21 protein-coding genes are annotated in these 24701 nt (G+C 40.6%); 7 read left to right on the forward strand and 14 right to left on the reverse strand.

What is annotated here, in order from left to right:
* Positions 1–103: 103 nt before the first annotated feature.
* From lpxD to IBX42_RS04280, 3 genes are read right to left on the reverse strand one after another with little or no spacing between them, the layout of a single operon-like run.
* Positions 104–1054, reverse strand: coding sequence for a UDP-3-O-(3-hydroxymyristoyl)glucosamine N-acyltransferase (lpxD, locus tag IBX42_RS04270; protein WP_294929288.1), 951 nt, complete (start codon positions 1052–1054; stop codon positions 104–106).
* A 5-nt stretch (positions 1055–1059) separates the two neighbouring features.
* Entirely contained in the window at positions 1060–1533 is a 474-nt protein-coding gene (ilvN, locus tag IBX42_RS04275) for an acetolactate synthase small subunit (protein WP_294929291.1), read from the reverse strand.
* Positions 1533–3230, reverse strand: a complete 1698-nt coding sequence (locus IBX42_RS04280) for an acetolactate synthase large subunit (RefSeq protein WP_294929294.1) — start codon at positions 3228–3230, stop codon at positions 1533–1535. The genes ilvN and IBX42_RS04280 overlap by 1 nt, the downstream gene beginning before the upstream one ends.
* A gap of 239 nt (positions 3231–3469) precedes the next feature.
* Between IBX42_RS04280 and IBX42_RS04285 the strand changes: the two genes are divergently transcribed.
* Positions 3470–4720, forward strand: a complete 1251-nt coding sequence (locus IBX42_RS04285; protein WP_294929297.1) for a hypothetical protein — start codon at positions 3470–3472, stop codon at positions 4718–4720.
* Between the two features lie 81 nt (positions 4721–4801).
* On the opposite strand, the gene IBX42_RS04290 is transcribed toward IBX42_RS04285, so the two are convergent.
* The 4 genes from IBX42_RS04290 to IBX42_RS04305 all read right to left on the reverse strand — a co-directional run bounded on the left by IBX42_RS04290 (position 4802) and on the right by IBX42_RS04305 (position 8919).
* Positions 4802–4936 carry a hypothetical protein gene (locus IBX42_RS04290; protein ID WP_294929300.1) on the reverse strand — a complete coding sequence of 45 codons (135 nt, stop codon included), beginning with the start codon at positions 4934–4936 and terminating at the stop codon, positions 4802–4804.
* Positions 4937–5147: 211 nt separating this feature from the next.
* Complete coding sequence (locus tag IBX42_RS04295) at positions 5148–7271, reverse strand: hypothetical protein (protein WP_294929303.1); 2124 nt, start codon at positions 7269–7271, stop codon at positions 5148–5150.
* 7 nt (positions 7272–7278) lie between these two features.
* Positions 7279–8481: a threonine ammonia-lyase gene (ilvA, locus tag IBX42_RS04300; protein ID WP_294929306.1), complete on the reverse strand. Its 1203-nt coding sequence runs from the start codon at positions 8479–8481 to the stop codon at positions 7279–7281.
* Positions 8482–8919 carry a CoA-binding protein gene (locus IBX42_RS04305; protein WP_294929309.1) on the reverse strand — a complete coding sequence of 146 codons (438 nt, stop codon included), beginning with the start codon at positions 8917–8919 and terminating at the stop codon, positions 8482–8484. It abuts the gene before it with no gap.
* A gap of 108 nt (positions 8920–9027) precedes the next feature.
* Between IBX42_RS04305 and IBX42_RS04310 the strand changes: the two genes are divergently transcribed.
* On the forward strand, positions 9028–10212 hold the full coding sequence (locus IBX42_RS04310) for an MFS transporter (RefSeq protein WP_294929312.1): 1185 nt from the start codon (positions 9028–9030) through the stop codon (positions 10210–10212).
* Here IBX42_RS04310 and IBX42_RS04315 read toward each other — a convergent pair.
* Positions 10188–10946, reverse strand: a complete 759-nt coding sequence (locus IBX42_RS04315; protein ID WP_294929315.1) for a TIGR02757 family protein — start codon at positions 10944–10946, stop codon at positions 10188–10190. The genes IBX42_RS04310 and IBX42_RS04315 overlap by 25 nt on opposite strands.
* 247 nt (positions 10947–11193) lie before the next feature.
* Here IBX42_RS04315 and IBX42_RS04320 point away from each other — a divergent pair, with 247 nt between their 5' ends.
* Together IBX42_RS04320 and ychF are read left to right on the forward strand one after the other, a co-directional pair.
* Complete coding sequence (locus tag IBX42_RS04320) at positions 11194–11595, forward strand: DUF350 domain-containing protein (RefSeq protein WP_294929318.1); 402 nt, start codon at positions 11194–11196, stop codon at positions 11593–11595.
* Between the two features lie 196 nt (positions 11596–11791).
* Positions 11792–12892, forward strand: a complete 1101-nt coding sequence (ychF, locus tag IBX42_RS04325) for a redox-regulated ATPase YchF (RefSeq protein ID WP_294929321.1) — start codon at positions 11792–11794, stop codon at positions 12890–12892.
* A gap of 11 nt (positions 12893–12903) precedes the next feature.
* Here ychF and IBX42_RS04330 read toward each other — a convergent pair whose 3' ends face one another.
* Genes IBX42_RS04330 through IBX42_RS04355 form a run of 6 tightly spaced genes read right to left on the reverse strand, consistent with a single transcriptional unit; the run spans position 12904 to position 20483 of the window.
* The gene (locus IBX42_RS04330; RefSeq protein ID WP_294929324.1) at positions 12904–14016 is read right to left on the reverse strand and encodes an ABC transporter permease; all 1113 of its coding nucleotides are present in this window, start codon (positions 14014–14016) and stop codon (positions 12904–12906) included.
* A complete protein-coding gene (rbbA, locus tag IBX42_RS04335; RefSeq protein ID WP_294929327.1) occupies positions 14016–16718 on the reverse strand; it encodes a ribosome-associated ATPase/putative transporter RbbA in 2703 nt (900 codons plus the stop codon). Before rbbA ends, IBX42_RS04330 begins: the two co-directional genes overlap by 1 nt.
* Before the next feature lies 1 nt (position 16719).
* On the reverse strand, positions 16720–17730 hold the full coding sequence (locus IBX42_RS04340) for an efflux RND transporter periplasmic adaptor subunit (RefSeq protein WP_294929330.1): 1011 nt from the start codon (positions 17728–17730) through the stop codon (positions 16720–16722).
* The gene (locus tag IBX42_RS04345; RefSeq protein ID WP_294929333.1) at positions 17730–18548 is read right to left on the reverse strand and encodes a phosphatidylserine decarboxylase; all 819 of its coding nucleotides are present in this window, start codon (positions 18546–18548) and stop codon (positions 17730–17732) included. Before IBX42_RS04345 ends, IBX42_RS04340 begins: the two co-directional genes overlap by 1 nt.
* Positions 18549–18551: 3 nt before the next feature.
* Positions 18552–19649: a tRNA pseudouridine(13) synthase TruD gene (gene truD, locus IBX42_RS04350; RefSeq protein WP_294929336.1), complete on the reverse strand. Its 1098-nt coding sequence runs from the start codon at positions 19647–19649 to the stop codon at positions 18552–18554.
* A 15-nt stretch (positions 19650–19664) separates the two neighbouring features.
* Positions 19665–20483 carry a thiamine-phosphate kinase gene (locus IBX42_RS04355; RefSeq protein WP_294929339.1) on the reverse strand — a complete coding sequence of 273 codons (819 nt, stop codon included), beginning with the start codon at positions 20481–20483 and terminating at the stop codon, positions 19665–19667.
* A gap of 89 nt (positions 20484–20572) precedes the next feature.
* Between IBX42_RS04355 and IBX42_RS04360 the strand changes: the two genes are divergently transcribed.
* The 3 genes from IBX42_RS04360 (at position 20573) to sdhB (ending at position 24697) form a co-directional block, all read left to right on the forward strand.
* Positions 20573–21772 (forward strand): diguanylate cyclase, encoded by a 1200-nt coding sequence (locus IBX42_RS04360; RefSeq protein ID WP_294929342.1) that lies wholly within the window; start codon positions 20573–20575, stop codon positions 21770–21772.
* Positions 21773–21997: 225 nt separating this feature from the next.
* Positions 21998–23710 carry a succinate dehydrogenase flavoprotein subunit gene (gene sdhA, locus IBX42_RS04365; protein ID WP_294929345.1) on the forward strand — a complete coding sequence of 571 codons (1713 nt, stop codon included), beginning with the start codon at positions 21998–22000 and terminating at the stop codon, positions 23708–23710.
* Between the two features lie 9 nt (positions 23711–23719).
* Positions 23720–24697 carry a succinate dehydrogenase iron-sulfur subunit gene (gene sdhB / locus IBX42_RS04370; protein WP_294929348.1) on the forward strand — a complete coding sequence of 326 codons (978 nt, stop codon included), beginning with the start codon at positions 23720–23722 and terminating at the stop codon, positions 24695–24697.
* Positions 24698–24701: the final 4 nt, after the last annotated feature.

Here is a 24701-nt window from a genome sequence, read left to right on the forward strand (position 1 = left end):
TAGCTTTTAGGTATGCTAACCAATGGCATACTCCATTATAAGGGGGTTGTAGGGACCTTTGTCCCTGCCACTAAAACGGACGCGTTCGTTTTAGTGCGTAACATCAGTTGTTTAACTTCGCTATCCTCACCTGAAGCCTTTTCCAATCTTTATGATTCATAAGGGGAAATCCGCTGTAAACTCCACCGCTCTCATCTATGCTCTTTGTAACTCCGCTTCTTGCGCTAAAGGTAGAAAACGGTGCAATACTGAGATGATCACTAAAAGCGCTCTGCCCGCTTACAACGCAATTGCGTCCAAGCTTCGTAGAGCCGCCTACTCCCGTCTGTGCCACAAAAAGAGAGTGCTCTCCGATGTCACAGTTATGCGCGATATGGATAAAATTATCAAGCTTTACGCCGCGTCTGATGATTGTAGAGTTAAAAACTGCTCTGTCTATTGCGCAATTTGCGCCAATCTCTACATTATCTTCTATTATAACATTTCCGTTTTGATATATCTTTATATGTTCGCCTGTTTTTGTATGAGAAAAACCAAATCCGTCAGCCCCAATGACCGTTCCTGCATGGATAATACAGTTGCTTCCAACAACACACTCTCTATAGATGGTAACATTTGGATATATAAGGGTATTGTCCCCAATTGTAACATTTGTGCCTATATAAGCGCCTGCCATTACAGTGACATTTGAGCCGACTACTGCACCCTTCTCAATCCTAGCCAGAGAGTCTATATAACACTCTTCGCCTATAACCGCATCGCTAAGCTGTGACTCAATAGGTTTTTTATGAAAAAGCTTAGTAGCCTCTGCCATAGAGATAGAGACATCCTCGCAAACAATATAAGAGGAGTCAAGAGGAAGATACTCTATTAATGAATTTGTTATTAAGAAGGCTTTTGCTTTGGATGAGTTTAACTCGTTTGCATATTTTTTATGAACAGCAAATGCAAGTTGTGAGGGCGAAGAGAGAGAAAGCTCATTCATAGAGTCTATCTCTACATCTCTTCCGATAAACTCAAGTTTTAGATGTGAAGCAACATCGCTAAAAAACACTTAATCTATCTCTCTAGTGCTACGGCACCGCTTCTTACAATCTCTTTTGGGTTGTATTTGTTGATAATTTTCAAGAAGTTATCAACCCTTTTTGGCTCATCAGCTACCATCGCTATGATAATGTTGTCTCCAACATTAACAATCTTTCCGTTATATGCACTACAAAGAGTTGCAATATCGGTAATATTTTCAGATGCAGGAAATTTTATGAGCGCCATCTCTTTTTCAACCAAGTCGGCATGTTCATAAACCCTTAAAACAGGTATCAGTTTATGGAGCTGTTTTGTAATCTGCTCTATAACTCTAACCGAGCCTGATGTAACGATAGTCAAACGAGAGTATTTGCTTTCAGGGATAGGAGCCACAGTTAGCGACGTAATGTTATATCCGCGTCCCGAGAAAAGGTCTGTAATACGAGACAATACGCTTGCTTCATTTACAACAATAACAGAGATAACTCTTCTTTCACTTTTCTCCATTATTTTTTCTCCTTTTTCTCTAATAGCATCATGTTGAAGAGTGAGCCACCTGATGGCACCATTGGCATAACATTCTCAAGTCTCTCAACCACAACATCTATAAAAGTAACTATATTTTTCTCGATAGCATCTTTAAGTGCGGCGTCAAACTCATCTTTAGTCGTAACTCTATACCCTATTCCGCCGAATGCCTCTGCAAGCTTTACGAAATCAGGCTGAACACTCAAGTCAGTCTCGCTGTGTCTCTTATCATAAAACAGCGTCTGCCACTGACGAACCATTCCAAGATAGTTGTTGTTTAGTATGATGTTGATAACTGGCAGCTTTTTCTCAACAGCCGTCATAAGCTCCTGACAATTCATAAGTATTGAACCATCTCCCGTAATATTTATGCTTACTTTATCCGGAGATGCTGCTTTTACGCCCATGGCAGCAGGAAAACCAAAGCCCATTGTTCCAAGTCCACCAGAGCTTATCCATTGACGGGGGCGCGTAAAAGGGTAGAACTGTGCAGTCCACATCTGATGCTGTCCAACATCAGTTGATATGTTTGCATCATCTCCCAAAAGTTCGCCCACTCTTTGTATAACCCATTGCGGCTTCAATCTGTCTGTGTCTTCATGATAAGTCAGAGGATGCAGCGTATCAAAGTTTTTAATCGTATCTCTCCACGATGCATACTTGAGAGGATTGATATTGCTAGAGAGTCTTAACATCTCCTCAACAACATTTTTAACATCACCTACTATCGGGTAGTCTGCATTTACAAGTTTTGAGATACTCGCAGGGTCGATATCAACGTGAATAACACCTGCATTTTTAGCAAACTCGGAGAGTTTTCCCGTTACACGATCATCAAATCTAGCACCCAAACCTATAACTAAATCGGTCTCGCTCATAGCCATATTTGCGGCATATGAGCCATGCATACCTAGCATTGAGATTAAGTACTCATCATCATGACTAAGAGTGCCTCTTGCCATAAATGTCTCAACGGCAGGAATTCCGGTTGCGTGAACCAAATCTCTTACTTCATAAGCCGCATTCGAGTTTATAATACCTCCGCCTAGATAAAAGAGAGGTCTTTTTGCTTTTGCAATTGCCTCCATAGCCTTTTTAATCTGACGAGGATTTCCCTTTGTATGAGGCTTGTAGGTCTCTAAATCCAGCTCAATCGAGTAGTCAAAGTTTGCTATCTGAGCAGTTACATCTTTTGGAATATCAACATGAACAGGACCCGGACGACCGCTAGAAGCGATATAAAAAGCCTCTTTTAGTATACGCGCCAAATCCTTAGCATCTGTGACAAGATAGTTATGCTTCGTACATGAGCGACTTATTCCAACAGCATCAATCTCCTGAAATGCATCTGTACCGATAAGGCTCATAGGAACCTGACCGCTTATTACTACTATTGGAATAGAATCCATATATGCATCAGCAAGTCCTGTTACTGCATTTGTAAAACCGGGACCGCTTGTAATCATTGCAACACCGACTTTTCCGCTGGCTTTAGAGTACCCTTCTGCAGCATGGACGGCAGCCTGCTCATGTCTAGTCAAAATATGTTCAAATTTATCTTGCTTATAAATCTCATCATAGATATTCATAATTGCTCCGCCGGGATAGCCAAAAACCGTATCTACCCCCTCTGCAATTAAAGCTTCAATGACCATCTGCGCGCCGCTTATCTGCATAAAAGTCTCCTGTATTAAAAAATTCGCCAATTATATATAAAATGAGCTATATCAGAGTTTAAATCTGTAACATAAAAAAATCACACAGCATTTTGTTTCTCTATTTTTATTTTGTGATAAAATAATAACAAAATTAACATCTTAAAACAAAAATGTAAAGATATTGTAAAGACTTTGTCAAATAAAAATTGACACTATGCTTTTATAATTTTAACATCTAAACAATAAAAGGAATTGGGATGAGAATATCAAAAACAACAGCTCCGTTTCTAGCTTTACTGCTAGCGGCGTCGGCATATGGGGTAGAAAACGTAAAGGTAAGTGGAGGTGCAAAGTATTGGTACCAAACAACTGCCGTAGAAAACGCTTCTAACAATGATATGTTCCAGCAAAAAACAAGCGTTGGGGTTGCTGCTGTTGAATTGGGAGTAAGTGCTGATCTTTATGATGGCTTAAAGGGGAAAGCAAGCGTTATAGGAGTTGACAGCCTTGGACTTGAGCAGAGTTTTGTAAAAGATATCTCATCTGCCGGTGCAGGATGGGAAAGTGACAACGGTTACTACAGAACACAAATCTGGGTAAGCGAGGCAAACCTTGATTATAAAATATCAAATACATCTGTAATTGTAGGTCGTCAAGCGCTTAATACGCCACTACTCTTTACAGAGAGATGGAATGCTTCATATAATACATTTGATGCCGCAGTGGTTATGAACAGCGATATTCCATATACAACACTTGTCGCTGGATATGTTCATCAGCACAATGGTGGAGCTGTTAGAGGCGCAAACAACAATACTCTTACAAATTTCCCAAGTACAACTATGCATAATGGAAGCTACTACGGTTTTGGAAGTACCTATAATGGTACATCGGTGACAGACGGTGATAAAAGAGTATACGCATTCGGCGCAATAATAAAGCCTCCTGTTGAGAACTTAGCGGTAAATCTATGGTACTACAACGTAAACTCTTTATTTACCGCATACTGGGCAGATGCAGAATACAAAAAATCAGGACTTTTTTTCGGAATTCAAAATGCGGGGATAAATTTAACAAATTCAAGTGTTGATGATGCTATGGTTACAGCTGCAAAAGTCGGATATAGTGCCGGAAAGTTCAGTGCAGACGTCTCCCTTTCTACAACTGCAACGGGTGAAACTGGTACAGCGACAATTGCAAATGCTGCAACAGGCGACAAATCTAAAGTATATACGCAGTCTGTATTTCAAGATGGTGCATTTGTTGGAGCGCGTAACACAGATGCTGTAAGAGCTGCGGCAAGTTACCAGTTTGAAGGGTTAAAGCTTACGGCTTCACTTCAAAATATAGATCAGACTTCAAGCGAAGGAACGGAATTTGACCTCATTGCATCTGCAAAAGTGGGCAAGTATGTAAATTTAACGGGGATATATGTTCATCAAGATATTGATGCAGCAACAGACAAAAAAGTTGACGCTATCCGTCTAATTGCTGCTGTTAAGTTTTAGGAAAAATCATGTTCTATGCTCTGACTCTAAAAGTTTCTCTCCTACAATCAACTTAAAGAGTCGTAGCATATGCAAATCTTGTTAGTACAAGATACCTTTATCGGGGTGAGGTTGCTCACCTCTGATAACCGACTTGTCATCACTGGCAGTTTGAGTTGCACTTAGGGCAATAGCCATACTCATCATCACAAAAATCATAGAAACAACTTTTTTCATAGGTGAACTCCTTTATCATAAAATTTGCACTTATATAATCAATCATGGTATGAAGATGATTAAAAATACAAATGTGATAAAATAATAACAAGTTAAAGAGTATTTTTGTCCCCTTTAGCCAATAAATTAAAAAAACTTATTCAACTTGTTCAAATCGTAACACTTTTTATTATAAGCTTCCTTATAACTATTTATAATATTGTTGTTTTATTCACAAGATTGAATTAACTATCATAGATGGTCTCCAGCTCTGGGTAGAGCCTTGTTTTTGTGAGTTGATATTTATTTTACTCTCAGAAAACTTTACTTTAAAATCCTCAAAATAGCCCTCTATACGCTTAGTTAAGCCGTAGTAGAGTATGTAGTTTTTTATCCCGTTTTCTATACTTTTTTGATCTCTCTCTTCATCAAGAGCTCTGTAAAGTTGAGTAACATGAGCTTTTGAAAAAACATCTGCTATCTCTTGGCTTTTTGATTTTATATTCATATACTTTGCCAAAACTCTCTTTGCTCCCTCTATGTCAGCATAAAGGGCAAGATAGCCGGCTTTTTCGAGATCTTCTTCCCACTGTGCCTGGAGCATTTTTCCATTATTACTCTCTTTTAAATCCTCAAACTCATCCATAATAGTATACGCAAGAGTGCTGTCTCCATCTTTTAGAGCAGTGAAAAACTTTCTCTCTGCCTCTATTTTCTCTATACTCTCCTTCGCTTCATCCCTAAAGTCATCAAAATCGAGCAAAACACGAAAAATTTTAAGAGCTGAATTTGCATCACTGTTTCCAAGCATCACCTGTGCTTTTATATAGAGATTGTCGGAGTAGTTTACAAGAGCTCTATATTCCGGATACTCTTTTAAAACCTCCGCCTGCTTTAGGATTTCAAAAGCAAGTTTAAATTTTCTTTGAGTAATTGCTTCTTTAAATCTTTTATACGCATTTATATTTTGTGTAAGTTCTTGAATCAGAAGCGTTTTTTCACTTATTCCTCTGTACGGAGCCAATATCTCCTGAACTTTGTGGCTCAATTTCTGCTCAAGCATATACTTTTTTGCAAGAGCAAAATCCTTCTCCCACTCAGCCTCCATCGACTTGTAAACCTTCGTCTCTTTGTAAAGCGGATGAAGATTTACCAGAGCGTATGCAAGAGAGAGCTTGTTTGCTTTTACATATGCGAGGAACTTCTCATACTCAGAGTACTCAGACATAAGCTTTTGCATCTGCTGTTTTTTAGATGCAATACCCAAAAAATCTTTAAACAGCCCCTCTGCCTTGGCTTTTTCGCAGTTTTCTAAAAGCAGTTTTGCTCTTTGGATTGTTTTCTCCCAAAGCATCTCAAATGTTTTGTATGGTTTTGTATATACCAAAAGCGGATTCTCTTTTATGCAGCTTGAGAGATTGGCATACTTTTTTTGCTCAAACAGTTCTCGCAAATGCCCCTCTTGCTCAAAAATATCGTAAACAAGAAGCTCGCCGTTTGCGCTTGCTACTATCAGCTCTTCTCTCTTCTCATTAAAGCTTAAAGAGGTAATTGCATCGGGGAGTTTTATATACTTTTTTGAGATCTGTTCATAATTTGCTAAATCATATACAAGAATATATCCGAGTTTTGTACCTAAAAAAAGAAACCTACTCTTGCTTGCCTCGCAGAGAGATATAACCTCGTCATGTATGCCTTTTAACCTTGCAATAACTTTTGCGCTCTTTGCATCCCAGACTATTGCGCCGCTCTTTTTATCGAGACTAAAAAGCCTTCCATCCCCTAGAAAATGAAGCTTTAGCACGGGAGAGGAGTGGGCTTTTAACTTGCCTTGCGGAGTCATCATAGCCAAATTGTATAGGGAGATGTTTTTATCGTAACCGGAAGTTGCCACCCACTTACCATCCTCTGTAAATGCTATGTCGGTTGCAAAATCTTTATGCGGCGGAAGCGTAAAAGCAAGCTGGGTGCTCTTTATATCAATGGCGTATATTATGCCGTCATCACCGCATGAAAACATATATTTTCCATTCGGGTCGATTGCGACACATGAGACCTCGCCCTGATGTCTATCCATCGTAGTAAGAAGTTTTTTTCCTTTTGTCTCAAAGAGCATAGATTTTTTACACTCTTTGTCAATTAAAGCAAAATATTCTCCATCCGGAGTAAACGAAACTACCTTTGAGCCCTGTCTTGTATGCACAACATCGACTTTTAGTTCATCCTTGAGACTTAAACTCTCTATATCCAAATACCTTATAGTTGTACGCGCATCAACCGCCAAAAGCGTTTTAGCATCCAAGATTTGTGTATATATTATCGCTTCGCTAAAACTACTTTTTTTTATTGGTTTCATTCTAGGCTTAATCTCTTATATAATTTTCTTCTTTTAGCACTTTATATATCATACTTTGGTGCTCTTCTCCCTTGGTCTCAACATGAACCGTTACGTTTGCGTCGCCGTAATCAAGCGATATGGAAGTTCTGTCATATGCAATATGCACTATGTTTGCGTTAAGCTCTTGAAGTATCTGCGTAAAACGCATCAATGAACCCGGTTTGTCAACCAAAGTGACCGTCAGCTTCATCTTTCTGCCTGATTTTAAGAGACCCTTCTCAATGATGACTGAGAGCAGTGTTACGTCCATGTTTCCGCCGCTGAGCACTAGTGCTACTTTTTTACCCCTTAAATGCTCTAGTTTACCATGCAAAAGTGCGGCAACACCTACGGCTCCAGCGCCCTCCACAACAAGCTTTTGCTTCTCAAGCAAGAAGAGAATCGCGCTTGCTATCTCCTCATCGTCTACGCTTATAAATCTATCTACGCTCTGTAGCATATAACCAAGAGTAATCGGCGAGGTGTCACGAACCGCAATCCCGTCCGCGATTGTTCTCACACTAAGCGAGTCTACGGCAGTTTTCAACTCGTAAGAATTTTTGAGCGCCGGCGCACCTTTCGCGCTTACTCCGATAACTTCTATGTTGGGATTTACGCTCTTGATGGCAGCAGCCATGCCCGATATAAGCCCGCCGCCGCCAACAGGTATAACAACAGCATCCAAATCCTGACACTTATCTAAAATATCAAGCGCCAAAGTTCCCTGACCTGCAATAACCTCTTCATCTTCAAAAGGATGAATAAAAGTCAGAGAGTTTTTCTTGCCGTGCTCAAGTGCATAAGCATACGCTTCATCGTAGTTTATTCCGTGCAAAATAACCTCTGCACCGTAGTTTTTTACGCCGTTTATCTTTGTAAGCGGTGTGGATTCCGGCATAACTATAACCGCTTTAATGCCAAACATGGAAGCAGAAAGTGCAACTCCCTGAGCATGATTGCCAGCACTTGCCGCTATAACGCCGCACTCTTTTTGCGCACCCTCAAGTGTTGCTATTTTATTGTACGCGCCTCTGATTTTAAAAGCACCGGTTACTTGAAGATTCTCTTTTTTTAAATAAACTTCACATCCCGAACTTTTGCTGAGATGCGGAGCGTATGAAAATGGCGTATCTACGACAACATCTTTTATGCGCTCTCTGGCTTCGTAGATTTTCTTTACATCAAACAACTACGCCTCCTCTCTCAAAACTCTATGCTCTACCATTGTGCACATATTTTGAACCACTCTCATGCCAGCCGCCTTAGCGCGAGCCGCAGCTTCATTGTTGACTATATCTTTTTGAGCCCAAAAAACTTTCACATCACCTCTTTGTATACATGCGTCTGCCACATTATCAAGCTCTTTTGGCTTTCTGAAGATATCTACCATATCAACTGCAAAAGGAACCTCTGAGAGTGAGCGGTAGACCTTCTCGCCCAAAATAGTCTCCTCTTTTGGGTAGATAGGGACGATTTTATACCCCTGCTCTTTAAGGTACTTTGCAACTCTATGACTCGCTTTTGACTCATCGGGAGAGAGCCCGATAATTGCTATTGTCCTAGTTATATCAAAAATTTCTCTTATCTCTTGTTTGTTTGAGTTTACTGTAGGGATTTCGCACTCCATGGAGTATCCTTTTAAAAAAATAGTTATGGATTATAGCCAAAATAGCTATAATCAACAAATTGATAATTTTTGTATAATAGTAAAAAATTTAACACACCAAAAAAGAGCATGAAAAAAGCACCACTTAATAGAAACATTGTCGGACTCGGAGCCAACAGCTTTTTTACGGATTTTTCCACAGAGATGATTCTTCCTCTGCTGCCTCTGTTTTTGGAGCGTTTTTTACATGCAACCAAAACACAAATCGGCATCATCGAGGGTCTTGCTGAACTCTCAGTGGCTCTGCTTATCGCACTCTCGGGCTTCTACTCGGATAGGCTCGGGCGAAGAAAAGGTATCGTCGTCTTTGGATACGGTCTCTCAAACCTCATAAAACCTCTCGCTTTTTTTGCCCAAAGTGCGACCATGATTATGACCATCCGAATAGGCGACCGCCTTGCCAAAGGGATTCGCGTTGCTCCAAGAGATGCTCTTATCAGCGCCTCTACGCCAAAAGGCTCCAGCGGTTTTGTGTTCGGTTTTCACAAGATGATGGACGGAGCGGGCGCACTGGTCGGCTCATTGAGTGCGTTTGCTCTTTTGTGGTGGCTCGGAGAGAGCGAAACGACCTTTCGAACCATTTTCGCGCTCAGTATTATTCCGGGGCTTATATCCATGGCAATTCTCATCTTTATAATCACGGATGTGCCCTTTACGCCCTCTCCAACGAGGCGTTTTCGCCCTAGTGCGCTTCCTTCTCAATTTTATTGGCTGGTTGGATTTCAAACACTCTTTAGTTTGGTTGCGATGAACTACTCGTTTATGATATTAAAAGCGGGAGATAACGGGCTCTCACTTGCAATAATCCCTCTTGCATACGCGCTATACAATCTTACGCAGTCCTTTTTTGCAATCCCCATAGGCAAACTTGCCGACAAATTCGGCAAAGCGGCTCTGCTCTGTTTTGTCTATTTGGCTTTTGGCTTGGGGGCAATCGCGATGTCTAGCGGGAGCGTTCTCGGAGCTTGGATTGGTTTTGCCATATATGGATTTTTTGCGGGAGGGTTTAACTCCTTGGCAAAAGCCATCATCTCAGACACCGCACCCTATGATTTGAAAGCGACCGCGTATGGAGTTTACTACACATCAGTCGGCATTGCGACACTAATATCTCTAAGTGCTGCGGGATGGATATGGGATGGCTACGGAAGCACTCTTTTGTTTCATATTGCCTCCATATCCGCCGTTATTTTGGCATTTGCTCTTTTTATAATGAGAGAAAAATTCTCTCACACAAACGACAACTTCTCCTGACCGATGCGGTAGAGTGCAAAATCGTACTTTAGCGGGTCGCTATCATCAAACTCTTTTAACTTACATGTAAGCTCAATGGCCGCTTGTAAATCGTAACTTTTTCTATCCAAAAGCCCCATTTTTTTTGAGACGTTAAAGGTATGTGTGTCAAGCGGAATAATAAGGTCGCTTTTATCGACTCCGCTCCACAAACCCATGTCGATATTATCCTCTCGCACCATCCATCGCAAGTACATCATCCACCTCTTCAGCGCCCCTGCTCCCTTTGTTTTTAGAGTTACTTGAGAGATTAGAAAGTTATACCCCATAGATGAGTGCGGGTAAATATCTTGCAGAGTTTTTATAAGAGAGTTTACACCCTCTATCGTACTTCTATTTTTGCTATACCCCATTTTAAAAATCTCTTCTAGCGTACTTTTTTCATTTAGTCGTTTAAGGGCGATAAAAAGAGCCGCCACATCTTCGCTTTTTTGAAATCTGTAGTAGTGATTTTTCAGCCCCTCTCTTATCTCATCATCACTTTTCTCCAGAAGCGAAAAATCAAGAGAGTTTAAAAACTTAACAATCTGCTTTACATTTCCATAAGCAAAAAGCGCGCATATAAGCGAGATACTCGGGTCTTTATACTTGTGTGCAACCATGATGGGGTCTAGCCGCTCTTCGCATATCTCGCCCTCGCAGTTACGCTTAGCAACTTCTAAATCAAGTAGTTGTTTTATATTTATGTCACTCATCTATTAAACCTCAAAAACTTTATCATTTTTTTAAGCGTATGCTATCACAAAATATAAATATTTAAACAAAATTTATTTCAATCTTCCCAAAATCTTTAAGGCTTGCTCCGATGTGATCTATCTTCAAAGTGGAGTTTGGTTTGCAGAGTGTGGCGTAGCCGAAAATATTTTTTAAAGCTCAATTATTATTTTAATTGACTTTGTTTTGCTATTATTCATTTTTAAAATTTAATAAACCGGAGTTCGCATGGTAGAATCGTTTTTAGCTTTTGGTCTGTTTTTTACAACAGCCGTTGCCTTGGTAGGTCTATTTTTATACCTTTATGCCATAGTTACCCCATATGATGACTATAAGCTCATTTTTCATGAGAACAATATGGCTGCATCTTTAACGTTTAGCGGTGCGATTATAGGCTTTTCAATCCCGCTTTACAGTGCGTTGGTAAGTTCAGTTTCTTATGGAGATTTTTTAATCTGGGGAAGCGTTGCTATGTTCATTCAACTTTTTTTCGCTTTGGTATTTACAAGAATCCCTAACAAATTTTCTCTCCAAGAGCAGATAAACGATGGTGTTGTCCCTGTTGGAATGCTCATGGCATTTTTATCTGTCTCCATCGGACTTCTAAACGCAGGTTCTATGAGCTACTAAAAGCACTAAACTTCCTCATTCTCATGCTCTTTCTCGTTCACATCGTCCTCGATGGGAATGCAGGAGCATGCGAGAGTTGTTTTCTCGCCTCTTCTTAAAAATACACACTCCAAAATAGCAAAAGCCGTTAAAGGGTTATCTATGCATACTTTGGCTAACATTACAAAAAAATATAAAACAGCACAAAAGGTAAATTATGGGTTTAAGTATCGGTCTTGTAGGACTTCCAAACGTAGGCAAATCAACAACTTTTAACGCACTTACAAAAGCACAAAACGCGGAGGCTGCGAACTACCCGTTTTGTACCATCGAGCCAAACAAGGCAATAGTTCCTGTTCCTGATGTAAGATTGCAAGAGCTTGCAAAAATAGTCAAGCCTGAGCGCATCCAGCACTCTACTCTTGATTTCGTAGATATCGCAGGATTGGTTAAAGGTGCAAGCAAGGGTGAGGGCTTAGGAAACAAGTTTTTATCAAACATCCGTGAGACTGAAGTTATTTTGCATATTGTCAGATGTTTTGAAGATGATAACATCGTCCATACTGAGGGAAGTATCCACCCGCTAAGAGATGTAGAGATTATCGAGGGAGAGCTTATTTTAGCCGACATCGAAGTTTTGCAAAACAGAGCCGACAGACTTAAAAAACAGGCAAAAACCGACAAAAGTGCGGCTGCTGTTTTAGCTTTGGCAGAAGAACTTTTAGAGTATTTAGCTGATGGAAACCTTGCTAAAAACTTTCCAAAAGCAGATAGCGATGAGTTTAAGCAGCTAAACCATGAGGTAAGACTCTTAACCGCAAAAGAGATTATGTACGGTGCAAATGTTGATGAAGATGGTCTGGTTGAAGATAGCCAATTTGTACTAGACCTCAAAGAGCATGCGGCAAAAAACAACTGTGAGCTTATAAAACTTTGTGCGAAGATTGAAGAGGAGCTAGTCGGTCTTGATGATGATGAAGCAGAGGAGTTTTTAAGTTCTCTTGGCGTTGAAGAGTCTGGACTTGGACAAATCATCCAAAAAGGGTTTGACAAACTAGGACTTATGAGCTACTTTACCGCAGGTGTAAAAGAGGTTCGTGCATGGACAATCCGCAAAAACACTACGGCACCAAAAGCGGCAGCCGTAATCCACAACGACTTTGAAAAAGGTTTTATCCGCGCCGAGGTCATCGCATATGAAGACTTTATAGCATGCGGCGGCGAAGCTAAAGCTAAAGAGGCGGGTAAAATGCGTCTAGAAGGTAAAGAGTACATCGTGCAAGACGGCGATATTATGCACTTTAGATTTAACGTATAGTCTAAAGTAGGCTACTCAAGACTTCTTTTAAAAGTTAAAAGCGCAAAAGCGAAGAAAAATAGCCCTATCAAAAAGATAGCGGCTAAATCGAGCCAGATTATCTCAAGCCCTGCCCCTCTAAATAGTATCGCCTGAGCTACCTCCATAAAGTGAGTCGTAGGCGATAGGTACATAACATACTGCAAAATTTTAGGCATACTCTCATAGGGAGTTATGCCTCCTGAGAGCATTAAAAGGGGCAGTACGACCAAGATAAACATCATCCCAAACTGCGGCATAGACTTTGTTATGGTTCCCATAAATATTCCCATAGAGGTTGTAGAGAAAAGAACGAGGAAAGTACCGAACAAGAAGAGAGGTATAGAGCCGATAATAGGAACATTCAAAAACATCTCAACAACCACAAAAATTGAAAAAACCACACAAATCATAATGACAAAGAGCGTTGAGAATATTTTTGCAAGCATTATCTGCACTGCATTTAAGGGCATGACCAAAAGATGCTCTATAGTTCCGTGCTCCTTCTCCCTCATCAAAGAAGCCCCCGCCAAGAGAATAGAGAACATCAAAATATTGCTTATAAGCTCGTTTATGCTCCCAAACCAGCTGCTTTGTAGGTTTGGATTGTATTTGTAGTTCGTAACTAACTCAATAGGTGCTACAAATTCAGGATTTGCAAAAAAAGCATTAACCTCTTGGTTGATTATTGCAGTTATATATCCGCCGCCGATTCCTGCTTGAAGCATCCTCGTGGCATCGATATTTAGCTGAATATCAACACTCCTGCCACTTAAAACATCTCTCTCAAAACCGCTTGGAATAACCAGTACAAACGTGTAGACTCCTGCGTCCATCCCCTTGTCTATCTCATCGTAAGAGATCATTTCAGGCGTCATAAATCTAGGCTTGTAAAAGGAGTCTATGATTCTCTGTGAAAGCGTTGATCTGTCTTCATCCACAAAAGCTATCGGCGCGTTGTTTAGTTCCGTAGAGGACTCCACCGCCCCCAGATAGATTGCTACGCTAAATGAGTAGATGATAAAGATGAACATAATCTTATCTCGCAAAAGAGTCAGTAGCTCCTTTAAAAAGAGACGGTAGATGATTGAGATGTGCTTCATCATTATCTCTCCTGCTTTTTTAGTAACATAAGGCTTATGGAGGTAATAACGACGATGGAGAGAGCAAGAGCGACAAAATCAAAGTAGTGCCCCTCAAAACCTATGTCTTTGCTAAATATACCCCTGCTTATGTTGATGAAGTATGTAGCTGGGAATATATTGCCTATAAACGCGCCAACGCCCTCGAGTGAACTTACAGGGTCTCTAAGTCCTGAAAAACTCACTGTTGGCAGCATGGTAGCTATCGCCGTTCCTCCAAGTGCCGCGATTTGTGTTTTTGCAAAAGAGGACATTAAAAAACCCAGACCCGTTGTCGCGCTTACAAAGAGAAGGGCTCCAAAAAACAGAACAGCAAAGTTTCCTGCAACTGGAACTTTAAAAACATAGACCGCAAGAAGCATAAGCCCTAAAAAGCTAATCATACTAATAAAAATATATGGAAGCTGTTTGCCCAGTAAAAACTCCAGTTTTCTAACGGGCGTGGCGTAAAAGTTGGTAATTGAGCCGAGCTCTTTTTCTCTCACAACGCTAAGAGCCATCAAAATGGATGGGATAAAGACCAAAAGAATCGGGATTACGGCGGGAACCATTGAGTTAAGACTCTCAAAGTCCTGATTGTAACGGTAACGCATCTCAACTCCAACCAAAGGTTTGGCGTCTACGTTGGAGAGCTCACTCAAATATGTACCGTGAAGCCCCTCCATATACCCTTTTATAGTCTCTGCCCTAAAAGATATGGTTCCGTCTATCCACGCCCCTACTTCTGGGTTGGAGCCTTTTTTCAGGTCACGCCCAAAGTTTGGCGGTATCTCAATAGCAAGAGCAATCTCCCCTCTTTTCATCTTCTCATCAAGCTCTTCGTAAGAGGTAAGACCCTCCTGCTCTAAAAAGTATCTTGAACCGGATATATACTCTACATACTCCCTGCTCTGCGGGCTTTGGTCATTATCAAGGACTGAAAACTTAAGATCTTCAACATCCATACTGATACCATAGCCCATAACAAACATCAAGATCACGGTTCCCAAAAGCGCAAATACCAAACGCACGGGGTCTCTTACAAGCTCCAAAGACTCTCTGTAGGCATATCCAAAAAATCTAAGAAGCGAAAAAAATCCGCTAGGCTCTTTGTGGCTGCTTTTATCTATGGCTATTGCGCTCTCATCCATCTCCTCTTTGTCCATCGCGCCATAGAGATACTCTACAAAGGCATCTTCGAGATTCTCTTTATCTTTGGACTCTGCAAGGGCTTGCGGCGTGTCGCTTGCAAGAACACGTCCTTGATGCATCAAAGAGACTCTGTCACATCGCTCTCCCTCATTCATAAAATGGGTGGAGATAAAAATAGTCACTCCATCCTCTCTGGATAAATCAATCAAAAACTTCCAAAACATATCTCTAGATATAGGGTCAACGCCAGATGTCGGCTCATCCAAAATAAGCATCTTAGGCTTATGAATAACGGCAACCGCCAAAGAGAGTCTCTGCTTTATTCCAAGCGGCAGATCATGGGCTAAAGCATCTTCATATTTTTTAATATAAAAACGCTCTAACATCTCCTCTACCCTCGCATCTATAAGACTTTTTTCAATCTGATAGAGATGTGCATGTAAAAAGAGATTTTGTTTGATTGTAAGCTCATTGTAGAGCGAAAAAGACTGCGTCATGTAGCCTACATCTTTTCTCATCTCCAAATTGTGCCCTTTTATGGGAGTCTCAAAGAGTCTGATATCTCCGTGCGTAGGAATAAGAAGTCCTGTAAGCATCTTCATCGTAGTAGTCTTACCGCATCCGTTTGAGCCTAAAAAACCAAAAATCTCACCCTGTTTGATTTTAAAACTCACATTCTCAACGGCAGTAAAATCTCCAAACTTCATTGTCAGCTCAAAAGCCTCTATTGCCAATATGTCATTTTGGATCTGGCTTTTTTCAGAGATAGGAAAATCTCTATGCTCTTTGGTCTGCTTTTTTGGCAGAAGCTCTATAAAAGCAGAGTCAATATTGTCCGTTTTTGTGATTTTTAAAAGCTCTGCGGGAGTTGTATTTGCGAGTATTTTACCATCATTCATAGCTACCGTATAATCAAAAAGTTCAGCCTCTTGCATATAAGCCGTAGCAATAAGCACGCTCATCTCTTTTTGCGTCTTGCGTATGAGCTCTATAAGCTTCCAGAACTCTCTTCTTGAGAGAGGATCAACGCCTGTTGTCGGCTCATCTAGTATAAGCAGGTCCGGGTCATGGATAAGCGCGCAGCAAAGACCCAGCTTTTGCTTCATCCCGCCAGAGAGTTTTCCAGCCGCTCTATCTTTAAACTCATAAAGTCCGATGCTCTTTAAAAGCTCATCAATTCTCTTCTTTCTCTCGTTTTTTTCAAGCCCGAAAAGTCTTCCAAAGAACTCAAGATTTTCATATACGGAGAGCAGCATATAGAGGTTTTTCCCAAGTCCCTGAGGCATATAGGCAATGCGCGAGGAGATCTTTTTTCTAAAAGAAGCGCTCTTTATATCGCCGCCCAACACCTCTACATTTCCGCTTTGAATTTTTCTAACTCCCGCAATGATGGAGAGGAGTGTAGATTTTCCTACGCCATCGGGTCCGATAAGTCCGACTATGCATCCGGAGGGGATGTCAAGAGTTATGTTGTCGACTGCTTTTGTTTTTTTGTAAAAGTGCGAAACATCCTTTATCTTGACAACATAGTTCATATTATTTATCTGTTTTTAGATAACTTTTTGGAAGATTGCTAAGGTTTTGAGGCCAGATGGCATCCTCTCTTAACGCTATGTAAGCAACTCCCGGAAGACCAGTTCGCACCTTCTCCATATGCTCCCTTAAGAGATTGTAGTCAATGTTTACCTTTACTCTAAACATGAGCTTTTCGCGCTCATCCTGCGTCTCTATCTGCTTTGGCGTAAACTGTGCTTTTGGCGAGATAAATGTCACTTTTGCAGGTATGGCTATATCCGGCAGAGCATCGAGAACTATTCTGGCTTCTGAGCCGTAGTTTATAAGACCCGCTTGTGAGGTCGGCAAAAATATAGTCATGTAAGTATTTAAGAGATCAAGCAGAACAAGTACGTTTTGACCGCCTCCGACTACTTCGCCGTTTTGTATCAATTTGTAAAGGATTCTCCCCTCTGTAGGAGCGTAAAGCGTACTCTCGTCTATATTGACTTTTATGGCGTCGTACTGGGCTTTTGCTGAAGTTATTGAGGCTTCCATCTGTGCGATATCGGCTTTAGCAGCCTGCAGGGCAGCTTTTGCGGATTTATAGGCGCTCTGTGACTGCTGAAAACTAAGCTGTGAGATGGCATCTTTTTTATAGAGATTTTGCGCTCTTATGAAATTTTGCTCTGAGAGTTCAAACTCGCTCTTTCTCTGCTCATAAACTGCCAAAGCATGGTTTTTTGCCTCTTTTGTCTGCTTTGTTTGAGCCTCTGAGAGGCGCAGGTTTGCATCAAGCTCTTTGCTGTCTAGTTTGGCTAACATCTGACCTTTTTTTACTATGTCGCCCTCATTTACATAAACTTCAACAAGCCGTCCCGGAATCTTTGATGCAATATCTATCTGGGTAGATTCGATTCTCCCGTTTCCAAAAGCAAAATCTTTTAAAAGCGCGCTCTTGCTTGATTGTTCCATTAAATAGTTATAGATAAAAACAGTTGCCGCTGCCGCAGCTAAAGCAAAAAGGGCAAATTTTAAAACTTTTTTAAACACTATTTCAACTCCGCAATCGTATCGCCGTATTTGACATGCTCCCCTGCTCTTACATGAACATCGAGCATATCTTTTTGCGCCAAAATAACTATAGTCGAACCCATCTCAAAACAGCCGAAATCATCGCCTTTGTTTAGATGCAGGTTCTCGTAACTGTATGCGCTGCTGTTGTGTACGTCTGCGTTGGTCTTTATTTTTGGCTCAAAAGAGACCTGCATAACTCCGACATTTAAGGCACTAACAAGCACCATATAGAATCTCTTTTTATCTGTTGTCTCACACAGCAAAACGACTCTCTCATTCTCTACAAAAAGATTTATTTTCTTTTTGAGTGAGGGTACATTTACAGGGTAGAATTTTCCGGGAATATGTACGGCTTTTAGCACTTTCAGGTTTGTAGGCATGTGGTAGCGGTGATAATCTTTTGGAGAGAGATAGAAGTTTATAAAAGTTCCATCTTCAACTATATCTTTCTCCTCTTTGCTAAAGTGCTCTCCCAAAAGCTCGTCGGAGTGATACTTCATCCCTTTTATCTGAAAGGCATGACGAACATCTATATCTCCGCACTCAGTTATAAAAGAGTCGCACGGCGATATAAAATCTTTGCTATCTAGCGAATAGTCTCTATCTTCTCTGAGTTTTCTTGTAAAAAGCGCATTTAAAGTCCGGTAAGTACTTGGCGCATGAAACTCGCTCATATCTAGACCCATTATCTTCACATATGAGCTGTTTATAAATTTCTGGATCGGTTTTGCAAACTCTTTATTTGCGAACTTTCCAAAAGTTTGCGATATCGCCGATGTTATATGTTTTTTCATCTCCTACTCCCTTATCTCTCTTTTTTCTGAAAGAAGCTTGCGCTTTGCTATCTCTTCAATTAAAACCGTGGCATAAGAGCCTTTTGGAAGCGAAAAGTTGAGCTCATACTGAGCTACTTCATTTTTGTATCTTCCCTCGACCTCCTCTGGATATACCCATGCGTATCTTCTCGTACCGTCTGCGTTTATCTCATCATCAAACTCTTTTTCAATCACTCTTGCCGCATTAGAAGCAATTCTTGCTTTTTTGCCGCACAAAAGACCCGTAACCGATATATTTTTTTCGTTAAACCTTTTGAGATCATCTTCACTTCCGTCATAGTCAAAGAGTCTTCCATGCGGATAATGCTCCATGATATCTCCGTTTATAAGCTTAAACGGATGCGTCTGAGTCTTCATTTTTGCAAGCTCCTCATTTGGCATATTGAGCAGAGGCTCCAACTCTTTTGTATCGAATTTTTGCACAAGCGCACTTATCTCTAGTCGTCTGCTTAGCCAAAGGTTGAAAAGATGGCTCTGGTATGCGCTGATGAGAAGTTTTCTGATTTTTACATTGCGCTCTTTCTTCTCGCCTTTTGCGATTTTTTCACCGTCAATATGGTTGTTTCCGTCTGTTCCAAAACGCTGATAACCAAAAAAATTAGGCATTCCGAATGTTGCTATGTTTTTCAAAGCCTCATCTATCTTTTTTGCCGCAGTCGGGTTTACTTTTTTTAACTTAATGTAAAACCTGTTGCCTTTAAGATGCCCTATTCTTATCTTGTTGTTGTGGTATGCCTTTGAGAGTATCTTTATATCTTCATGTTCAAACGCATCCATCTTTACTTCATGGGTTTTATGCAGTGAGATATACTGCTTTGTCATGGCATGCTTATCTTTTAGCCCAGCATAACCTATCTCTTTGTTTTGAATCCCCAAATATTTAGCGATGATAGAGACAAGCTCAAGAGTAGAGAGCCCTTTTTTTCTTACAAAGAGTACAAGATGCTCACCCTCGCCGCTTAACTCATAAAGCGGTATCTCCTCCACAACGAAATCTCTTGGGGTCTGTCTAAAGTGAAAATCTATGCTTGAATGCGAGAGTGAATAAAATCTGTCCATAATAATCCTAGTAGTTTAAAAATGATGCGCTTTGCATCTGTTTTTGTAATGTTTTCTGGCACTTTGTGCAACTATAGTTATCGGTGTTCTGCAGAGTTTAGCCACTCTTTGCAGAGCCTTTTTGTCTCTTTTGTCAAAACCAAAAAGCATCTCGTACTCTTCCCCGCTGCACCCTACTCTCTTTGGTATACGCTTGTAAAAATTAAACCCTAATCCATTAGCAGATGAGAGCTTTTTTAGATCGCTAAAAAGACCGTCTGAAATATCCATGCCGCACTTTAGATAGCGTGAAGCCCTTGAGACAAACTTCTCTCTCAGTTTTATATTTACAAACTTTGAATTTTTATGAATTTTGCCAAGGTTTGTTAATCTTCTGAGCTCTTTGGCACTTCGACCAAGCTCCCCCGTATACGCAACCAGATAACCATGTTTGAGCCCTTGTCTTCTTAGAGGTTTGTCGGTCTGGGAGATAATAGTAATCGTAATATCAAGCTTAATATTGCCGATGGTATCTCCGCCGATAATCTCAACACCGTATTTTGCCGCCGTATCCTCAAATCCGGATGCCAGCTCTCTCATCTCTCTCATCGTCATGGACTTGGGCATCGCAACGCCCAGAAGTGCATACTTCGGCTTTGCATTCATAGCGATTGCATCCGAAATATTGACCGTCATAGCCTTAGCTGCAATCTGATAGTAGCTCATCCACTTTTTTTTAAAATGGACATCTTCGAAAAAGGCATCTTTTGAGTAAACACTAGAGCCTATCAAAGCCCCATCGTCACCGATATGAGCGTTTTTAAACTGAGATATAAAATAATTTTCTAAATTCAATAAAACTTCTTAAAATGCCTTAAGTTACCATTAAAGCCAATGTGTATAAAATAGCGGGATATTATACCATCTATATAGGAAATCCTACCATGAAGCACTCTATAAAAAAGATTTTCAACAACCTCTCTCTTTTTCTTTTATTGGCGACTGTGTTTGCAGCGTTTGGAGTGTTGGCAGCGGTTGAGCACTCAAACTCATATGAAAAAATTGACAACCTAAATAACCAAAAGCGAATTATCAGCTCTCTTTTATCTCTTCCAAAAGGTGACCTTGATTTGGCACTAATACAGTTTAACGGTAAAAGCACCCAGCTTCTTCACGACATTGATAAACTCCGCAATCAATACGAATTTAGTTTTGTAGAGAGATTTGTACTCTCAAACTCAAAAGAGTATCTGTCCGATTTGGATGAACTAAGTTCTCTCACAAGAGAGTTCAATAAAAGAGCGAGCGACTTCTATACAAAGAAAAATAACGGCGACAAAGAGAAAGAGGAGGCGTTGCAAAAAAGTTTTGCCTCTTTATACGATCAAATCAACCACATAGTTTTCAGAGCTATCTCATATAACCAAAAAAAGTTCAACATTCACAAAAATATAACCTTCATGGCATTCGCATTAATTTTCTTTATGGCTTTTTGGTACAGAAAAAGACTCGCGGCAATATATAAAGATATTGAGTACCTTTATGATGTGGACAAAAAGGGGTATGAAATATTTTCACAAGAAGCAGGTGCAATTTCTGTAAGGATAAGAAGAAAACCGGATATATCAGAAAACCCTGCAATGGTCGACCCGGTAACGGGCATCAACAACCTAAAAGGTCTAATGAGCGCTTATGCTGAGAAGAAAAATATCAAAGAGAAGAACTATACATCCGTTACAGTATTTGAGATTGACAACTTTTCAAAAACAAACAGAGTCTACTCCCAGGAACTGACACAAAACATACTCAAAAAAGTTGCATTTACAGCCTCCCTTCACAAACAGTCGGCGGATGTAATCGCAAGAACGGACTACAACCAGTTTACGGTAGTTCTCTCAAGAGAGAGCAAAGAGCTCTCATACAAAGATGCAGACATTATCCGCCAAAGTGTCTCCGAGCTTAAACTAACATCTCCAGAACTCGGGCCAATCAAGATAAAACTAAGCGGAGGGTTTGTCATAAAACCAAATCATGTATCTCTTGAAGAGGCTATTAAACAGGCTAAAAAAGTACTTGACTATGCCAAAGAGACAGGCGGAGATAAAATATCTCAAATAAAAGATTTGGCTCACAGCGAACTATAATATTTCTTACCCCTGTATTTCACCGCTACAGGGCGCCCTCCTTCATCTATTTCACTGAGTAAATATCACAAATCTACACACTTCCGGTCTCTAGTTTTGCCCAATATGAGTGATAATGAGTGATAATGGAACATTTTTACCTTTTATAACAACTTTTTATTATAGACAAAGGCTAAAAATTGTAAAATCCGCCTTATTTTATTCTTAATCAACAAAGGAAAGCTAATGGGTATTCCTATTTATACTTACGATGCAATTATTGTCGGTGCAGGTCTAGCAGGATGCGCCGCTGCAAGAGAATTACAAAATGCAGGCAAAAAAGTTGCAGTTATAACAAAACTACATCCGCTAAGAAGCCACTCCGGAGCTGCACAAGGCGGCGTAAATGCAGCTTTTAGCAATGAGGACAGCGTTGAGCTGCATGAGTTTGACACCGTAAAAGGGAGTGACTATTTAGCTGATCAAGACGCTGTTGAGTTTATGTGTAAAAATGCACCTGAGACTATCCGCTGGATAGAGAGAATGGGTGCTGCATTTAGCAGAACCGCCGATGGAAAGATCGCACAAAGACCTTTTGGCGGGCAATCATCCCCTCGTGCATGTTACGCAAAAGACAGAACCGGTTTAACGCTTTTACAAACTATTTACGAGCAGGCTTTCCGCGCCGGTGTTGAGTTCTGGGATGAGTGGTATGCTGCTGATATCATCTACAAAGATGGCAAGGTTTCAGGCGTAGTTGCGTTTAATATTAGAGATCTTCAAGTCGCTATCTTCAACACAAAATCGGTTATGTTTGCGACAGGCGGATACGCAAGAAGCTACAAAATCAACTCAAATGCACATGCAAATACTGGCGATGGTCTCTCGATTGTAGCACGTCACGGACTTCCATTAGAAGATATGGAGTTTGTTCAGTTTCACCCATCAGGACTTTCAGGAAACGGTGTTTTAATCTCTGAAGCTGCTCGCGGCGAGGGAGGACGTCTTCTGAACTCTCTTGGTGAGAGATTTATGGAAAAATATGCTCCAAATGCGATGGAACTTGCAAGCCGAGATGTTGTGTCTCGTGCTATTTTAAACGAGATAAGAGAAGGACGCGGTGTTGGACCCAGAAAAGATGCTGTTTTTATAGATGTAACTCATCTTGGAAAAGATCTGATTATGGAGAGACTACCTGAACTTCGTGAACTTGCCATGACATTTTTAGGTCTTGATATGATAAAAGAGCCTATCCTTATCTCTGCAACGGCGCACTACTCTATGGGTGGCATCCCTGTAAATATTGCAGGAAATGTTCGTAAAAACAATGACGAATTTGTAGAGGGATTCTATGCAGCGGGTGAGTGTTCTTGTGTATCTGTTCACGGCGCAAATCGTCTTGGAGCAAACTCTGTTCTTGAAGCGCTTCTTTTTGGTCGCTTTGTCGGCAAAACAATGGTAAATGAGATAGATACAATTGAACTTCGTGAAGCAACACAAGAAGATGCACAAAGAGCCCTTGATGAGATCGCTTTCGTACTAAACAACAACGGAAATGAGACAATTACGAAACTAAGAGAAGAACTTCAGCAGTGCATGACTGACAATGCCGGTGCATTTAGAACAAAAGAGACACTAGAGATTGCTGTTGCGAAAGTTAAAGAGTTAAGAGAAAGATTTAAAAACATCCGTATAAAAGACAAATCAAAAGTGTTTAACACTGAGCTTCAAGAGGCGATTGAGTTTGGTCACATGGTTGACTACTCTGCGTTTATCGTGGAGAGTGCTATTGCAAGAAACGAGAGCCGCGGTGCGCACTTTAGAGAAGATTTTAACACACGTGATGATGAAAACTTCTTAAAACACACTATGGCTTACATGGATAAAGATGGCAATATAGCACTTGATTACATGCCTGTGGTTCTTGGCAAACATGAACTTAAAGCAAGAAATTACTAAGGAGAAGTTATGAGTACAAATAAAATCACTACACAAAAAGTAAACTTCAAAGTATTTCGCTTTAATGCTGATGAAGATTATCTTCCATACTATGAAGATTATAGTATGGATGTTACTTCCGAAGAGGTTGTCTTAGATATACTAAACAGAATTAAGTGGGATTATGACGGAAGTTTTTCATACAGAAGAAGCTGTCGTCACGGCATCTGCGGGGCATGTGCCATCAAAGTAAACGGCAGAAGTACTCTTGCATGTAAAGAGAGTATGACTACCATGATAGAGTACTTTGGAAATGATTTGACAATCGAGCCTTTGAGTACAAAAAGAGCTATAAAAGATATGATTATCGACAAAGGTGACTTCTGGGAAAAACATGCAGCCGTGACTCCTTACCTAGCAGCTGACATTGATGAAAATCCTACATGTGAAAACCTTGTATCTCCACATGATGCAGAGGAATTAAACGATGCCGACCTTTGTATTCAGTGCGGAGCGTGTCACTATGCCTGTCCTGTTGTTGAGATAAACAGCGATTTCTTCGGTCCTGCAGCATTCGCGGCGGCCTACCGCTTTGAAGCAGATGTTCGTGATAGTGACTCTCAGAGACTTATAGATGTCAACGAAGAGAAACAAGGTGTTTGGGATTGTGTCAAATGTTTTGAGTGCGCAGAGGTTTGTCCAAAAGATATCAACCCTATTGAAAAGATAACAAAACTGCACCAGATGGCGTTTAAAAAAGGGGTTGCAAAGAACAACGTTGCAACTCGCCATGCTGTCGGTTTCTTACACTCTATCAAAAAGCACGGCATGCTTGATGAGGGCGGCTTGGTCCTCTACTCAGAGGGAGCTCATATAGTCAAACATATTCCTGTTGCACTTCAAATGTTTAGAAAAGGCAAGATTGTCATGCCTTGGAATATGCCAAAATCAGACAACCTTGATGAGATTCAAAAGCTTATAAAATCATCATCAACAGTAAAGTTCTAGGAGT

It is taken from the genome of Sulfurimonas sp. (genome assembly GCF_014859695.1).
GTDB lineage: Bacteria > Campylobacterota > Campylobacteria > Campylobacterales > Sulfurimonadaceae > Sulfurimonas.

What these genes read in the sequence shown, in the direction of transcription:
- ilvN (WP_294929291.1), bottom strand. Translation starts at nt 1,533, where the DNA reads ATGGAGAAAAGTGAAAGAAGAGTTATCTCTGTTATTGTTGTAAATGAA.
- IBX42_RS04280 (WP_294929294.1), bottom strand. Translation starts at nt 3,230, where the DNA reads ATGCAGATAAGCGGCGCGCAGATGGTCATTGAAGCTTTAATTGCAGAG.
- IBX42_RS04285 (WP_294929297.1), top strand. Translation starts at nt 3,470, where the DNA reads ATGAGAATATCAAAAACAACAGCTCCGTTTCTAGCTTTACTGCTAGCG.
- IBX42_RS04290 (WP_294929300.1), bottom strand. Translation starts at nt 4,936, where the DNA reads ATGAAAAAAGTTGTTTCTATGATTTTTGTGATGATGAGTATGGCTATT.
- IBX42_RS04295 (WP_294929303.1), bottom strand. Translation starts at nt 7,271, where the DNA reads ATGAAACCAATAAAAAAAAGTAGTTTTAGCGAAGCGATAATATATACA.
- IBX42_RS04305 (WP_294929309.1), bottom strand. Translation starts at nt 8,919, where the DNA reads ATGGAGTGCGAAATCCCTACAGTAAACTCAAACAAACAAGAGATAAGA.
- IBX42_RS04310 (WP_294929312.1), top strand. Translation starts at nt 9,028, where the DNA reads ATGAAAAAAGCACCACTTAATAGAAACATTGTCGGACTCGGAGCCAAC.
- IBX42_RS04315 (WP_294929315.1), bottom strand. Translation starts at nt 10,946, where the DNA reads ATGAGTGACATAAATATAAAACAACTACTTGATTTAGAAGTTGCTAAG.
- IBX42_RS04320 (WP_294929318.1), top strand. Translation starts at nt 11,194, where the DNA reads ATGGTAGAATCGTTTTTAGCTTTTGGTCTGTTTTTTACAACAGCCGTT.
- ychF (WP_294929321.1), top strand. Translation starts at nt 11,792, where the DNA reads ATGGGTTTAAGTATCGGTCTTGTAGGACTTCCAAACGTAGGCAAATCA.
- IBX42_RS04330 (WP_294929324.1), bottom strand. Translation starts at nt 14,016, where the DNA reads ATGATGAAGCACATCTCAATCATCTACCGTCTCTTTTTAAAGGAGCTA.
- rbbA (WP_294929327.1), bottom strand. Translation starts at nt 16,718, where the DNA reads ATGAACTATGTTGTCAAGATAAAGGATGTTTCGCACTTTTACAAAAAA.
- IBX42_RS04345 (WP_294929333.1), bottom strand. Translation starts at nt 18,548, where the DNA reads ATGAAAAAACATATAACATCGGCGATATCGCAAACTTTTGGAAAGTTC.
- truD (WP_294929336.1), bottom strand. Translation starts at nt 19,649, where the DNA reads ATGGACAGATTTTATTCACTCTCGCATTCAAGCATAGATTTTCACTTT.
- IBX42_RS04360 (WP_294929342.1), top strand. Translation starts at nt 20,573, where the DNA reads ATGAAGCACTCTATAAAAAAGATTTTCAACAACCTCTCTCTTTTTCTT.
- sdhA (WP_294929345.1), top strand. Translation starts at nt 21,998, where the DNA reads ATGGGTATTCCTATTTATACTTACGATGCAATTATTGTCGGTGCAGGT.
- sdhB (WP_294929348.1), top strand. Translation starts at nt 23,720, where the DNA reads ATGAGTACAAATAAAATCACTACACAAAAAGTAAACTTCAAAGTATTT.